The 14,942-nt window shown below is 58.9% G+C and carries 9 protein-coding genes; all 9 read right to left on the reverse strand.

Features of this window, described 5'->3' with window-relative positions; translation table 11 throughout:
* Nucleotides 1–463: 463 nt before the first annotated feature.
* The 9 genes from recD to thyA all read right to left on the reverse strand — a co-directional run bounded on the left by recD (nt 464) and on the right by thyA (nt 14,939).
* On the reverse strand, nt 464–2,284 hold the full coding sequence (gene recD, locus K5I40_RS16265; RefSeq protein WP_223075419.1) for an exodeoxyribonuclease V subunit alpha: 1,821 nt from the start codon (nt 2,282–2,284) through the stop codon (nt 464–466).
* A complete protein-coding gene (gene recB / locus K5I40_RS16270; protein ID WP_223075420.1) occupies nt 2,281–5,826 on the reverse strand; it encodes an exodeoxyribonuclease V subunit beta in 3,546 nt (1,181 codons plus the stop codon). The genes recD and recB overlap by 4 nt, the downstream gene beginning before the upstream one ends.
* On the reverse strand, nt 5,823–8,705 hold the full coding sequence (gene ptrA / locus K5I40_RS16275; protein WP_223075421.1) for a pitrilysin: 2,883 nt from the start codon (nt 8,703–8,705) through the stop codon (nt 5,823–5,825). The genes recB and ptrA overlap by 4 nt, the downstream gene beginning before the upstream one ends.
* Before the next feature lie 141 nt (nt 8,706–8,846).
* A complete protein-coding gene (recC, locus tag K5I40_RS16280) occupies nt 8,847–12,221 on the reverse strand; it encodes an exodeoxyribonuclease V subunit gamma (protein ID WP_223075422.1) in 3,375 nt (1,124 codons plus the stop codon).
* 12 nt (nt 12,222–12,233) lie between these two features.
* Nucleotides 12,234–12,557, reverse strand: a complete 324-nt coding sequence (locus K5I40_RS16285) for a prepilin-type N-terminal cleavage/methylation domain-containing protein (RefSeq protein WP_223075423.1) — start codon at nt 12,555–12,557, stop codon at nt 12,234–12,236.
* Nucleotides 12,542–12,946, reverse strand: coding sequence for a DUF2509 family protein (locus K5I40_RS16290; RefSeq protein ID WP_039029903.1), 405 nt, complete (start codon nt 12,944–12,946; stop codon nt 12,542–12,544). Before K5I40_RS16290 ends, K5I40_RS16285 begins: the two co-directional genes overlap by 16 nt.
* The gene (locus tag K5I40_RS16295) at nt 12,943–13,506 is read right to left on the reverse strand and encodes a prepilin peptidase-dependent protein (RefSeq protein ID WP_223075424.1); all 564 of its coding nucleotides are present in this window, start codon (nt 13,504–13,506) and stop codon (nt 12,943–12,945) included. The genes K5I40_RS16290 and K5I40_RS16295 overlap by 4 nt, the downstream gene beginning before the upstream one ends.
* On the reverse strand, nt 13,497–13,961 hold the full coding sequence (locus tag K5I40_RS16300) for a prepilin peptidase-dependent protein (protein WP_223075425.1): 465 nt from the start codon (nt 13,959–13,961) through the stop codon (nt 13,497–13,499). The genes K5I40_RS16295 and K5I40_RS16300 overlap by 10 nt, the downstream gene beginning before the upstream one ends.
* Nucleotides 13,962–14,144: 183 nt before the next feature.
* Complete coding sequence (gene thyA / locus K5I40_RS16305; RefSeq protein WP_039029900.1) at nt 14,145–14,939, reverse strand: thymidylate synthase; 795 nt, start codon at nt 14,937–14,939, stop codon at nt 14,145–14,147.
* Between the last annotated feature and the right edge of the window lie 3 nt (nt 14,940–14,942).

Here is a 14,942-nt window from a genome sequence, read left to right on the forward strand (position 1 = left end):
CCCTCTCCCATCAGGTTTAGGGATCACCACAATAAATATTGGCACGGTCTGCCCCCTCTCCATTCAGGGAGAGGGCTGGGGTGAGGGGGAACATGCGGCTGTGGTGGTGGTTCCGCTCACTGTATCTTTTGTGCTTCTCTGTCAGCTCCGTCACCCGTGAACGTGCTAAGTGGGCTCGCCGCCGCCCCCTTAGCAATCCCGGCTCCCGGCAAAGAAAATCGCCGCTTCGCGGTGCACTCAGCTTATTCCCGCAGGCTTTCGGGTCGGGTACCAGCCTGCATCCATGCAGGCTATACCCTCTCGGCGCGTCCCTGCGCCTCGCCCCGGCCTGCGGTCAACGCTTCGTCGATTTTCAGCCGAACGAGGCAGTCGCTTTAAGTCATTTATTATCCTGAAATTATTTCATCGCATCAAACATACGAAAATTACTGGGGATTCTTCAACCCATTGGGAGAAGGAATAATCACAGGGTCTCAAAAATCGCACTCAGGCCGCTGCGCCGCTCTGTACGGGTGGTGACGGCCTGGGTCAGCACGCCTTCATCTGCATACAGCGACAGCCGCCGACGGGCGCGGGTAATGGCGGTATAGACCAGCTCGCGGGTGACGACCGGGGAGATCTGGTTAGGTAAAATCAGCGCCGCATGATCGAACTCAGAGCCCTGGGATTTATGCACCGTCATAGCCCAGGCGGTTTCATGTTCCGGCAGGCGGCTGGGCTGGACCGATTTCACGCTGCCATCGGGCATCTGGAACCAGACGCGCAGCCCCTGACCGCGATCCAGCGCAATGCCAATATCGCCGTTAAACAGCCCCAGCGCGCTGTCGTTGCGTGAGATCATCACCGGCCTTCCCTCATACCAGCGCGAATGCGGCTGGCGGCCAATCCGCCGTTTTTGTGCCAGCACCTGCTCCAGCCTTTCGTTAAGGCCGGCAACGCCAAAGGGCCCATCCCGCAAGGCACACAGCAGCTGGAAGCCGCCAAATGCAGCCAGAATGTCTGCTTCGGAGGCCTGCTGCTGCACGCTGTCCAGAAAGTGTTGATAGCCCTGCAGGGCATCTTCGAGCATCACCAGATACTCTTCCCCGCTCTGAAGCTGTTTTTTCTCGATATCACTGAATTTGCCGTCAAATACCGAGCGGATAGCGTGACGATCGCCGCGGTTGACCGCCGCCGCCAGCTGTCCGATGCCTGAATCGCTGCCGAAACGGTAGCTTTTTTGCAGCAGGCACAGGCTGTCGCGCAGCGCACCCGCCACCGGGCTGACGTTACCCTCCATCTCGCATCCCGTCATGCTGGCAAGCTCCTGCGCGCGCTGGACGGTAAATCCGGCGCTGGCCCAGGTACAGATGTCTCCCAGCACCGCGCCCGCTTCGACGGAGGCCAGCTGATCGCGATCGCCCAGGAAGATCACCCGGGCATGAGGCGGCAGGGCGTCGATCAGGCGGGACATCATCGTCAGGTCGATCATCGAGGCTTCATCCACCACCAGCACATCCAGATGCAGCGGATTTCCGGCATGGTAGCGCAGGCGCTGGCTGCCCGGCTGCGCGCCGAGCAGACGGTGCAGCGTGCTCGCTTCCGTCGGGAATCGCGTACGCTGAGCGTCGGTCAGGGGGAGTTTTTGCAGGGCACCGCCCAGAGATTCGGTCAGGCGCGCGGCGGCTTTACCAGTCGGTGCCGCCAGGCGAATACGGCATTTCTGCTCCCCCGCCATCTGGATCAGCGCCGCCAGCAGGCGGGCAACGGTGGTGGTTTTACCCGTACCCGGCCCGCCGGAAATCACAGAGATGCGCCGCGTTAACGCGACCGCCGCGGCCACCTTTTGCCAGTTGACGGCTTCATCAGAGGTGAACAGCGCGTTCAGGGTACGCTGAACATCGGCGCTGTCATGAGGCAAAGGCTGGTTGGCTTCGCTAAAGAATCTGGCCACCGCCCGCTCGTAGCGCCACATCCGGTTGAGATAGAGCCGCTCGCCGGTCAGCACCAGCGGCGTCGGTTCATCCCCGGTACTCACCGCGCGGGAGCGCAGGAGCGTGGCTTCCCAGTCCGGCTCTTCGTCAAACAGGGCAAAGCAGGGCTGTAACGCGGCGCTTTTCGCCTCGGCCCGCAGTCGCGACAGCGGCAGGCAAACGTGCCCTTCTCCCGTATCACGGCTTAAAACTGCCGCCGCCAGCATTACCGCCGGCTCGTCGTTTCCGGCCACCATCATCGCGAACTGCACATCCAGACGACGCAGCACGCGCTGCTCTACGGCCTCCAGCAAGTGTTCCTGCATCGTCATTGTGTTAGCTCCTCGTTACTGGCTGAAAACAGGCTATCCATTTGATCAATTAACGCTTCATCCGGGCGGGTGGCAAAGCAACCGGCACCCGGCGAGCTGCCATCCACCCCACGTAAAAACAGGTAGATCACCCCACCGAAATGCTGTTGATAGTCATAGTCGGCAATACGGTGACGTAAATAACGGTGCAGCGCCAGGGTGTAGAGCTGGTACTGCAGATCGTAGCGATGGGACTGCATCGCCCTGGCCATGGCCTGCGGGGTGTACGCTTCGCTGTTTTCCCCCAGCCAGTTGGATTTATAGTCCAGCAGGTAGTAGCGGCCATTGTGGCGGAACACCAGGTCGATAAAGCCTTTCAGCATGCCGCGCACCTGGCGAAAATCGAGCGGTGGGCAGCCCTGCGACAGGGGATCGTACTCGCGGATCAGTGCATCCAGCGCATCGGCGGTGAGCGGTCCGGCCACGGGCAGATAAAACTCCATCTCAACCTGTTTATCAGCGGCCGTTAGCTTGCTCAGCGAGATGCCCTCCTCATTGAGCGGGGTCTCCAGCACCTGGGCGATCCAGCGGGTCAACACCGGCTCCCAGTGGGCGTCATAGCCCCCTTTTTGCAGCATCTCCAGCACCCACTCCGGGGAGACGGGCTGCGTAAAATCTAGCGCTTCAAACAGGCTGTGTAAAAAGGTCCCCGGCGAGGCTCCGCGCGGGAACTGGTGCGGGGTCAGCTCAGGCTGCTGCGGCACATCGCCGGTGCCCGAGGCATCAACGTCGAGGCGCGGCATCAGATCCTGGGCGATACTGTGCCCGTTCTGCTGTAACCCGGAGTAGCTGGTAACCCGCCAGTCGTCGAACAGCGAGCGGGCCACCTGCCGCGCCTGCAGATCCGGCGTTACCGGCTCCGGCATGTGCCAGCGGGCGGTGTCTGCCACACCCGCAAGCTGCAGCGCGATGTGGTCGTTGCAGAGCGCCTCCAGGCACTGGCGCAGACCGGCGGCGTCTTTCGGCTCGCCGCGCTGGATCAGACGCCCGAGCGCGCTCAGGTGAAAATCGCTGTCGCCAGATTTTTCACCCCGACGGCGGAACAGCGGCGCCACGCCTAAGCTGCAGTGCCACACCGAACGGGTTAACGCCACATACAGCAGACGCAGATCTTCCGCCAGCCGCTCGGCCTCGGCCAGCTCCACGCTGTCCTCGGCCTTGCTGAGGTCGAGCACCGCTTCAAAGGTTTTACGATCGTGGTAAAAGGCCTGATCCTGTACCCGGTAATTGGCAATAAAAGGCAGCCAGACCAGGGGGTATTCCAGCCCTTTCGATTTGTGAATAGTGACGATTTTGACCAGGTGCTTGTCACTTTCGAGACGCATTTGCTGGCTTGAAGCATTGCTGTTTGGCTCAGCGATGTGCTGCGCCAGCCAGCGCACCAGGGCGTACTCGCTTTCAAGCTGTGCGCCCGCCTCCTGAAGCAGTTCACTGATGTGCAGAATATCGGTCAGGCGGCGTTCGCCTCCGGCGGTTGCCAGCATATTCTCAGCGATGTTGCGCTGGGTCATGATGTCGCGCAGCATCGCCATGACGCCCCGCTTCTGCCAGCGTTCACGGTAGCGGGTAAACTCCTCTACCGCCTCATCCCAGAGGACCTCACTGTTATTCAGCGTATCGATATCCTGGGCGTTAAGACCGAGCATGGCGCTTGCCAGCGCGCTGCGCAGAGTGCTTTCACGCTCCGGTGCCAGCACCGCCTGCAGCAGCCAGAGCATCTCCTGGGCTTCCAGCGTTTCAAACACGCTGTCGCGGTTTGAGAGATAGACCGAAGGAATGCTCAGCAGGGTCAGCGCATCGCGGATCAGCGCCGCCTCCTGGCGGCTGCGCACCAGCACCGTAATGTCCGACGCCTTCACCGGCTGGGCGTCATCGCCCCGGTGCAGGATCGCTTCGCCGCGCACCCCTGCGCTAAGCCAGTCGCGGATTTGTGCCGCGCAGTGCTGGGCCATAAAGGTCTGGTAATCCCCGACGCCGCACCCCTCGCCCTCCATCAGCCAGATGCTCATCGCTGGCTGGAAGTCGCCCTTATACTCGAAACGCAGCGTGGCGTTCCTCGGGGCGGATTTGACCGGTAAAAAAGGGATTTCCCGGAACATGAAGGCGTCGTTCATCTGTGAGAAGAGCGTATTCACACTGTCGACCATGCCGGGCGCCGAGCGCCAGTTGGTGTCCAGCGTGTAGTGCGCGGCCACTTCGCCACGCGCTTTCATATAGGTGAAGATATCCGCCCCACGGAACGCGTAGATCGCCTGTTTCGGGTCGCCAATCAGCAGCAGCGCGGTATCAGGCTGCTGACGCCAGATGCGGCGGAAAATGCGGTACTGCTGGGGATCGGTATCCTGAAATTCGTCGATCATCGCCACCGGAAAACGACCCCGGATAGCGGCGGCCAGCGCCTCGCCATTGTCGCTGTTCAGGGCTTCATCGAGACGGCTGAGCATATCGTCAAAACCGAGTTCGCCGCGACGGCGTTTTTCGCGCGCTACCGTTTCGCGGATCTCTGCCAGCGCGCGGGTGATCATCAGATCGTTAAGGGTCAGCGGCTCTGCCAGCAGAGTGTCGATGGCGACAAACAGCGGATGTTCAGGCACCTCGCCGCCCGCTTTCGTGCGCTCAGCAAGGAACGACTGGGAGAATTTTTCCAGCGCGTCGGGCAGTTGATAGCTGTGCTTCTCTTCCTGGGCCCAGGCGGTGATGCGCTCGATATACTTTGCCTGATTGCCGCGGTTGAACTTGCGACGGTCGATGCCGGATCGCTCAATCACCGCCTCGATTTCCGCCACGCTGTCAGACCACTGCTGTTTCATGGTGGCAATTAAGCCGACAATTTTCTCATGGCGGGACGCCAGCGTTTCGTCTGCAGGCGGAGCAGATTTAATGACCGGGGCTTCCCCCTGCAGATAGCGATCGATGGCCCGCAGCAGCTCCTCCGGGCCTTTCCACAATCTGTGTACCGCTTCGGCAATGTCGCGTGGCAGGGGGTAACAGTGGCGACGCCAGAAGTCGGCGCATGCCTGGTAGCGCAGCTGGGATTCATCTTCGATCAGCTGTTGCTCAAAGAGCATGCCGGATTCAAAGGCGTTCAGGCTGAGCATACGCTGGCAGAAGCCGTGGATAGTGAACACCGCGGCCTCATCCATCTGCCGTTCCGCCAGCAGCAGCCACTGGGCCGCCTGCTGTTTATCATTAATCTCTTCCAGCAGACTGGCGTACAGCGGGTTATCCGTGCTTTGTCTCAGGCAGGCGATGCGCAGTTCATGAATATTGGAGCGGATACGGCCGCGCAGCTCTTCCGTCGCGGCTTCGGTGAAGGTCACCACCAGCAGCTCTTCCACGCTGAGCGGGCGGCTGAAGGCTGCGCTGCCGCCCAGGCCGAGCAGCAGTCGCAGATAGAGTGCCGCGATGGTGAAAGTTTTTCCGGTTCCCGCTGAGGCCTCTATCAGTCGCTCCCCCTGTAACGGTAAACGTAAGGGGTTAAGGGACTCAGCGGTATCGGTCATTCGTTCTCACTCCTGGGCAAAGATTGCTGCAATGCGCTCACGCTCTTCCATACCGTCCAGCCTGCAGGCGGGGCGACGTCGGCTTTTTTACTCTGGCTACCGGAAACCTGTGACAGGATAGCCATCCCCTGCGGGGCAACCACCGCCTGGTGGAAGAAATCGGCCACTTTCTGTGGCGTGAGCTGTTTTATCTCGGCCACTACTTTATCACGCGAATCGAAGCGCATATTACCCCGATCAAAATCTTTGCTGATCTTTGACGCTTCTTCAGCCAGCGTCTGCGGCGGCTGCATCATCTGGGTAATCACAGCCTGCTGGATCTGGGCAAACTCTTCTGGCTTCATAGCGCGCAGCTTCGCTTCCGCCTGCGGGAAGAAGGCCTGGAAACGCTGCCAGAGATAATCCGGCTGTTTATCACTGCTTTGCAGCAGGAAGCCCATCCCCCACTGGCGGCCAACGTTCATCGAGAAGGCAAAGACGGCATAGCCCAGCTGCTCTTCGGTACGTAACTGGGTGTAGAACCAGGGCTGCACGATTTGTCCGAGCATGGCGCTGTACGCCGAGCTGGCGTATTCGTCATAGCCGGTCGGGACAAAGACCGCTGCCAGCGCGGAATCCGTGCTGCTGCCTGCTTTGTCGAATATCACGTTCTGCTGTTTTTCGACCAGCACGTCCTGGTTACGACACCATTCAGTCCCCTTCGCACCCAGCTGTGTACGCACGTCCTGCGCCAGGGTTTTCGCCTGATCTTCGCTCATGTTGCCCACGACCAGGAACTCCGGGCGGGCGTTGGTTTTCAGCGCGGCACGATAGGCCATCACCTCGTCGAGGGTGATGGACGGCAGCAGCGCCCGGCGCTCTTCGCGCTGGAAATAGGGAACCTGGGAGAGCATCTGCACCGGCATGATGGCCTGATCGAAGGCTTTGCCTTTTTCGGCGGAGTCCATCATCTGCGCATACCAGGATTTCGCCTGCTCAAGCTGCTCCCCGGTGGCGGTGTAGCTGAAATAGCCTTCCAGCAACGCCTTGAACAGCTGCGGCAGACGCTGGGTATAACCGTTAGCGTTCAGCATCAGGCCATTGTTGGCGTTGGTTGAGAAACCGATCCCGCCTACCGCGGCCTGGTTGCTGAGCTGATCCAGCGCGATACCCGCCAGATAGTCATTGAGCGCGAACATAACCTGATTTTTAGCAGTGTCCATCGCCGCAGGGTTACGTAGCACCATGCTGACGTTAGCTTTCGGCTCGCTGGCGAAATAGCGGCTGGGGGTATAGACCACGCGCAGGTCAGGTTCATCCACAATCAGCTGCGGTTTTGGATACTCTTTTGTGGGCTTGATCAGGGTGAAATCATCCGGGATATAGGGGTTCACCTCCGGCAGCTTGAGGGCGATGCCAGCGGCTCTCTTCTGCCAGTCAGCGAAAGTTTGCTCGCTGATTTTGTCCACCTGGTACTCGGCATTCACAAAGTAGGCCGTTTTGTTATGCGGCTCGTTCGGGCTGATATACCAGATACGGGCGTTCTGCGGCGTCATCATCGCCAGGCGGGCTTTAACGGCATCAGCATCGTATTTATCGGCGATGTTGACCGCATCCAGCGTATGCTCAACCGGCACGCGGATCATGGTGTCCGCCAGCCACTCGACGTAGTCCATATCGCGGGTGATGGAAGGATAACGGAAGTCGAGGTCCAGCACGTGCGCCAGTTCGTCGAAGTAGCGTTTATCCACGCCTTTATCACGCAGCAGCGAGAGGTAGCTGAAAATCGCGGCGACAACGTCGTCGCGATGGGCCAGCCCTTTATCGGTTAAGGTGGCGGAGATCGCCAGCACACCGCTGTTGCCGTTGACGACAGGATCGGAGTCCGCGCGGATGCCTTCCACCAGACCCTGCTTTTGCAGCCAGTCGGAGAGCGTGTCCGGGCTACGGTTGCCAATCAGATAGTTAACCAGTTCGTCGGTTTTGCTGCGAAACTGCGCCGTATTGTTATCAATACGGAACTCAACGCGCAGCACCTTACGCGGCATCGCGGGAACATAGTGAATGATTAACCCTTTCTGGGCGTCGGTGACCACCGGAACGGTAGTTTCCGGACGGGTAATATTTTTATTCGGCACGCGGCCATAGGTCTGGGCCGCCAGCTGCGCCAGTTCCGGCAGCGGCTTATTGCTGTACACCACGGCCTTCATCAGGTTAGCGGAGTAGTATTTGTCGCGGAATGCGTGCAGTGCGTCGAGCACCGGGCTACCCGGTTTATCGCTCAGCGTCTCAAGGTTACCGCCGGAAAAGCGAGAGCCGGGGTGCGCAGGGTTGATGGTTTCGGCGCTGACCTGCGCCATACGCATACCGTCCCGGGTACGCGCCAGCGTCAGCTCCGAGTTAACGGCGTTACGCTCACGATCGGCATATTTTTTATCCAGCAGCGGCGCGGCAATGGCGTCCGCAAGACGATCGACCGCACCTTCCAGCGCATCGTTTTCGACTTCCAGATAAAAAGCCGTCCGGTAGGGCGCGGTGCTGGCGTTATGGCTGCCACCGTGCATTTTTAAAAATTCGGCCAGGCTGTCAGGCTGCGGATACTTCTTTGAGCCCATCAGGGTCATGTGCTCAAGATAGTGCGCCAGTCCCGGATGGGATTCCGGATCTTCCAGCGAGCCCACCGGCACCACCAGCGCCGACAGTGACTTTACGGCCTGAGGGTCGGAAACCAGCAGCACGACCATCCCGTTATCGAGGCGGATCGCCTGATAGTCACGGGTGTCTTTATCACTTTTGCGGATCGTTTCCTGAACGGGTTGCCAACCGGTATTTGCCTGACTGAGGGGGGCCCAAAGAGCGACGAACAAAACCAACGATTTCAACAAGGTGCTGCCTGGCATTCACTACCTCTTCATCACGGACATCATCATTAACAAGCTTCGTGCCGGACAAGCCAGCATCTCTTTGTTTTGGTACATCAGTCCATGACAAGATGCGCATCATAAATGAATGCCCATCCCTGTGCAATTTTTATACAAATGTCAGGACTGATTAAATTTATACAGCGGCAACAGATAGCGTCGGGCCTCGTCGGTAATCGCCTCAAAGTACTCAGGTTCAAGGGTTCGCCATAAGCGTTGATACCAGACGTCGTCACCCTCGCCACTGACCATCATGTTGCCTTCGTAGGCCTGCAAAAATTTACTGCGCGCTTTTTGCAGGGTTGCGTCATCCGTTAACATGGCATCATTTGTGGCGTCGTAACAGGTTTTAATCCACGCCCCCCCACTTTCTGGCAGCAGCAGCAGAGGCTTATTCATCCCCTGCAGATAACCCTCAACCAGCTGCGACAGATAGTTCATTGCCTGTTCAGCGGGAAGCGCCGGGAAGCGCCATTCGCCGTCTTTACGTACAAACAACCGGCTCTCACCTTCGCCACCGCTCGCACAGTAGACAAGGTGTTCCAGCCAAAGTTGCAAACCTTGTGAAACGCTGAGCATCGACGGCCGCCAGCGCAGCAGCCCGTCAGGCTGCACATGCTGCAGCCAACCCGTCAGATTGATACCGTTGCAGTGGAGATCGATCTCCATGCTCGTACCAGGCTGACGGCACTCAATCACCCGGCCTGCCAGCGCCTGCATCTCCTGACACTGGGCGTCCCAGACGATCTCACCGAAGGCACCATACGGCAGTTGTCCCGCAGCGCGATAGTGCCGGAACAGCTTCTGCGCATCCTCCTGCTCCACCAGCGCATTCAGCAGCTGCTGGTTAAGCTGATAACGGCTTAAGCCATCCAGCGTAAACGGCTCGGCATCCGGGATCTCGCTCTCCTCGGAGCGGAAGTTCACCTGCAACCGCATCTGGAAAAAGGCCCGCACCGGGTGGGCCCAGAAGCGCTGAAGCTGCTCGAAGGGGACGGTATCGATCGCTAACGGCTTCAGGGTCTGGATAAAGTCGCCATGGGCAACCCCTTCTCTCTTCGCGGCGGGCAGCCATTCCCGGGCGTAGCTCTGCTGCTCGTTGTCCTCGTAGTTAACGGCATCAAACGGCATACGGCTGTGGCAGCAGGTGATATGCGCTTTTACGCGCTTTTCGCTTTCGTCACAGTTGAGCTCTTCATCGCCCGGCAGATAGTGGCTTTGGCCGATGTAGTCCACCAGTTCCTGCACCAGCACGGAGGGGAAACGCTCGCTATTATCCTGAATCGAGCGGCCGATATAGCTGATATAGAGCTGCTGTTGCGCGGAGATCAGCGCCTCAAGGAACAGATAGCGGTTATCATCGCGACGACTGCGGTCGCCGCGCTGCGCATTCTGACTCATTAAATCAAAGCCCAGCGGCGCCAGCGCGCGCGGGTAAATACCGTCGTTCATGCCCAGCAGGCAGACAACCTTAAACGGAATGGAACGCATCGGCATCAGGGTGCAGATATTCACCGGCCCGGCGAGAAAACGCTGGCTGATACGTTCCTGATCGAGACGCTGGGTGAGTTCATCCCGCAACAGCGACAGGGGTATCGCTTCGCCATAATGCGAGGAGATACCCTCGTCGATAATGGCCTGCCACTGCTGCTCGATTAACGCCATTGCCGCTTCGGTTTCCTGGTCCGGCAGGAAGAAATCATTGAGCATCTCCCGGCACACCGGCATCCACTCGTCAAGCGGACGGGCCTTCATCAGCTCCCGACGCCAGCGGTTAAGCTGCATCAGGAGCGAAGCCAGGTGCCCGACCAGTTCGGCGATTAAGCCGCTGGATTCGTCATAAGGCAGAACGGCATTCCACTCTCCCTGACTGCTCTCCATGGCGTAGCCGAGCAGCATACGCGTAAGACCAAACTGCCAGGTGTGCTGACCAGTGACAGGCAGCTCAAACTCCTGCACGTTGTCATCGTCCATCCCCCAGCGCACGCCCGATTCGTTGACCCACTGGCGCAGGTAGCGCAGCGCGTCCTCATCAATATCAAAACGGGCAGCCAGCACCGGCACATCCAGCAGAGCCAGTACATCTTCCGGAACGAAGCGGCTATCCGGCAGGGAAAGCAGGCTGACAAACGCCTGCAGCGCCGGGTGAGACTGGCGAGCACGACGGTCTGAAATCGCAAACGGCAGATAGCGATCGCCCGTGGCACTACCAAATACGGCCTGAATATAGGGGCTGTAGCTGTCGATATCCGCCACCATCACCACGATATCGCGCGGCGTCAGGTCAGGATCGTCTTCCAGCATCGCCAGCAGTTTATCGTGCAGAACTTCCACCTCACGCTGCGGGCTATGGCACAGGTGAACGGTCACGCTGCGATCGTCAGGATCGAGAAGGCGTTTGCTGTCGCTGCGGGAAAACTCTTTGGCGGTGATCCCTGTAACCGCGCGGTTATCCAGCTCCAGGATGTCCCGCTGGACGTTATGCAGAATGCTGTCCGGACTGACATCCGCAAAGGCGTCGACATCCCCCTCGCCGGAGGCGGTCAGCTCCGAGAGCATGTAGATATAGTCGCGCCCCAGCTTGCCCCAGGAGGCCAGCAGCGGGTTCGGTAAGTTCTGTATACCCTGTTCGTCAAAGAGCTCAGACGCCGTCTCGCTGTCTTTAAAGAGCGGCACCGTGCCCTCGTCAAACAGGCGGCGACGCTGGCGGGTCACCATACGGGCCAGCCAGCGGGCATCCTGAATATCCCCCCAGTAATGGCGACAGGGATTGGTAAACAGAATATGGATGTCGATGTGCCTGCCCAGCGCATTCAGCGCTTTCAGATAGATCGGCGGCAGGGCTGATATGCCGCAGATAAAGACCCGGGACGGCAACCCGGCAGGCGTCTCAGAGGCGGATTCCAGGGTCGCGATAAAGCGATCATAGAGATTCGCACGGTGCCACTGCGGCTGGCCCAGCTGTTCAGTATGCTCAACCAGCGCTTTCCACAACGGTGCCTGCCAGATTTGCGCCTGGTCGAGGCCGTCGACAAGTTCGCCCGCTTCCCAGCGCGTTAACCACTCCGGCCGGTAGACCAGATACTGGTCGTACAGATCCGCCGTCCTCGACGCCAGCTGGAACAGTTTTCGTTTATCGGTATCGTCGTTCAGGTAGTGGCGCAGCATGACGAACTCGTCATGGGTCAACATCTCAGGTAGCAGCGACATCAGCTTCCAGCTCATGCTCTGCTTGTTGAATGCGCTCTGCTTTGGGATCTCCGGCAGCACGCGGACAAACATATCCCAGATAAAGCTGGCCGGCAGCGGGAAATCAATGTTGGCGGCGATACCAAACTTTTGCGAAAGGGACATCTGTAACCACTGTGCCATACCGGTGCTCTGAACCAGGATCATCTCCGGTTCAAAGGGATCGTCGAGCCGCTGCTGTTCGACAATAAACTCCATCAGTGCTTCCAGCACATCAAGACGGTTTGAGTGGTAGACCCTTAACATCGCTGCTCCCAACTACTGGCTAACCGGGCAGTGCAGGCGCGTCATTTGACCCTGCCGACCCAGAGGAGAAATAAGTTTGACCGAGATGCTGACACATCCAGCCTGTGTTGTCTGCATCCTGTTTACCTGCCAGCCGGAGGGAACATCCCCGGCGCTCAGCTGTGACTGTGCGTGAACATGACGCCAGAGCTGGCGATACTGCTCAAGGGTGACAAACCGACTGGCTAAAACACGATGGTAACCCGCCAGCGCGGTGACGACCAAGACCATCAGCATCATCGCCAGCAGGACTTCCACCATGCTGAACCCCTTCTGTCTGGCTACGGTTGCTGACATAACGCCCTCTCCTTTATGGGACAAAAATCGCTCCAGCCGTGCGGCGAAAAACGTACGCCGTCTGCCGTTACCTCGCCCTGCCGCCACAGCGTGATGCTGTCGCTGCTGGCGATAAGCAGCGCGCGTGTTTCTATCAGGCGCAAACAGACCCGCCACGGCTGTTGCGGATGCTGCTGGCATGCGTAGTCCCCCTGCGTTTGCCAGTCGAGCGTTCTCCCCCACTCCAGCGCGGACTGAGCTATCGCCTGATGCTCTGTCGCCTGGCGCTCTGTACTGACGATACGCGCCAGTGAATCAAGCTGCTGATTAAGCCCGGCCAGCATCAGGCTGCCCAGAATTAACAGCAGGAGCACCAGCGCCAGCGACGACATTCCCCGCTCACGGCTCACAAATTAAATCCGGTCACGATGTGGTGCGCCTCAACGCCGCCATCGCGCATCCCCTTAACGGAAGCCGCCAGCGTCAGACTCAGCTCCGGCGCAAAGCCCGCCCGTGTCATACATTGCACCTGAAAACGCAGCACTCTGATCCTGTCGGGATCGGTCATCCTCTCCCACCCCTTCCCTTCGCAGTGCGTGGCACCCCGCAATGTTTCCAGCGCGCCGCCGTTCAGGCGAAAACCGGTCTGTTCTGCCGCGGCAGAAGGAGCGGTTTCCCAGCGGCCATTGCTGTTTTCGTCCCACTGCACAATGACACATTCGCCACCCTGCCCAATTTTCAGCGCCTCACCAACGCACTCGCCTGCACAATATCCGGCGCGCTGCAGATGCTTACCGATGCTGCTTACGCGTAGCCAGAGCTCCTCTTCAAGCTCCTGCTGTTTCGTCAGCGCAGCGACAGACTGCTGTAGCGCGGGCAAAAACCGCGCGGCGCTCAACAACAGCACGCTGCTTATCGCCATGGCTATCAGCACTTCCGTCAAAGAAAATCCCTGCTGCTTCAGCGACACGCGAACTCTCCCTTGCCGTTGCACATGCGGATACGCCCCCACGAGGAGATGACGATCAGCCACTCACCGGCCTGGCTTTGCAGTCTTACTCGTCCGGCCCAGGCGGTATCCCGTAAACCATAAAACCCCAGCGTAGGCGTTAACTCGGTGATGCTGATATTTCCCCACTGCGGAATAAGCACAAAGGCGCTGTCTGCCCGGCACTCAGCCATATCCGTCTTTAACAGGCACCACCGTTTTCCATCCTGTTTCAGGGTGACGACATGGTCACGGTTATTGCGCCAGGCATCATTGCGTATCACCACCAGATAATCCCGCACCTGGCGCGCCGTCTGCCATAGCTGCTGTTGCTGCTGCCAGCTCCGCCAGCCGTACAGCCCTGCGGCGCTCAGCGTCATGATGAGCGAGAGGGCAATCAGCATTTCCATGAGGGTGAATCCCTTTTCCTTTTTCATGGCGGCAGTGTGCCGTGAGGAAATCAGCAATTCGAGAGGCAGTTAGGCGATTTACGAGGCGCTTTCCGCGCTTTTTTAGGGGTTGCAGCGCGTTGCATTTCTTGCGGAAACAGGCTCGCAGAACGCGAAAGCAGGCATAAAAAAACCGGCGCAGAGGGCGCCGGTTGTGTCAGGATTGCAGCATCAGATGGCTACAGGGGCTTTGATCCCCGGATGCGGGTCGTAACCTTCGATTTCGAAATCTTCAAACCGATAGTCGAAAATGGAGTCCGGTTTACGTTTGATAACCAGCTTCGGCAACGCACGCGGCTCGCGGGTCAGTTGCAGATGGGTCTGCTCCATATGGTTGCTGTACAGGTGGGTATCCCCGCCGGTCCAGACAAAATCCCCCACTTCGAGGTCACACTGCTGAGCCATCATATGCACCAGTAACGCGTAGCTGGCGATGTTGAACGGCAGGCCGAGGAAGACATCGCAGGAGCGTTGATAGAGCTGGCAGGAGAGCTTGCCATCCGCCACATAGAACTGGAAAAACGCGTGGCACGGGGCCAGGGCCATTTTATCCAGTTCGCCCACGTTCCAGGCCGACACAATAATACGGCGCGAGTCTGGATCGTTTTTCAGCTGGTTCATCACGGTGGTGATCTGGTCGATATGGCGGCCATCCGGCGTTGGCCAGGCGCGCCATTGCTTGCCGTATACCGGGCCCAGGTCGCCGTTTTCGTCCGCCCATTCGTCCCAGATGGAGACGTTGTTCTCACGCAGATAAGCGATGTTGGTATCGCCCTGCAGGAACCAGAGCAACTCATGAATGATTGAGCGTAAGTGGCAGCGCTTGGTGGTTACCAGCGGAAAACCTTCCTGCAGGTTGAAGCGCATCTGGTGCCCAAAAATGGAGAGGGTACCGGTGCCGGTACGATCGTTTTTTGGTGTGCCCTCATCGAGCACTTTTTGCATCAGTTCAAGATACTGTTTCATGAT

The organism is Leclercia sp. LTM14 (assembly GCF_023736175.1).
In the GTDB taxonomy this organism is placed as follows: Bacteria; Pseudomonadota; Gammaproteobacteria; order Enterobacterales; family Enterobacteriaceae; genus Enterobacter; species Enterobacter barmai.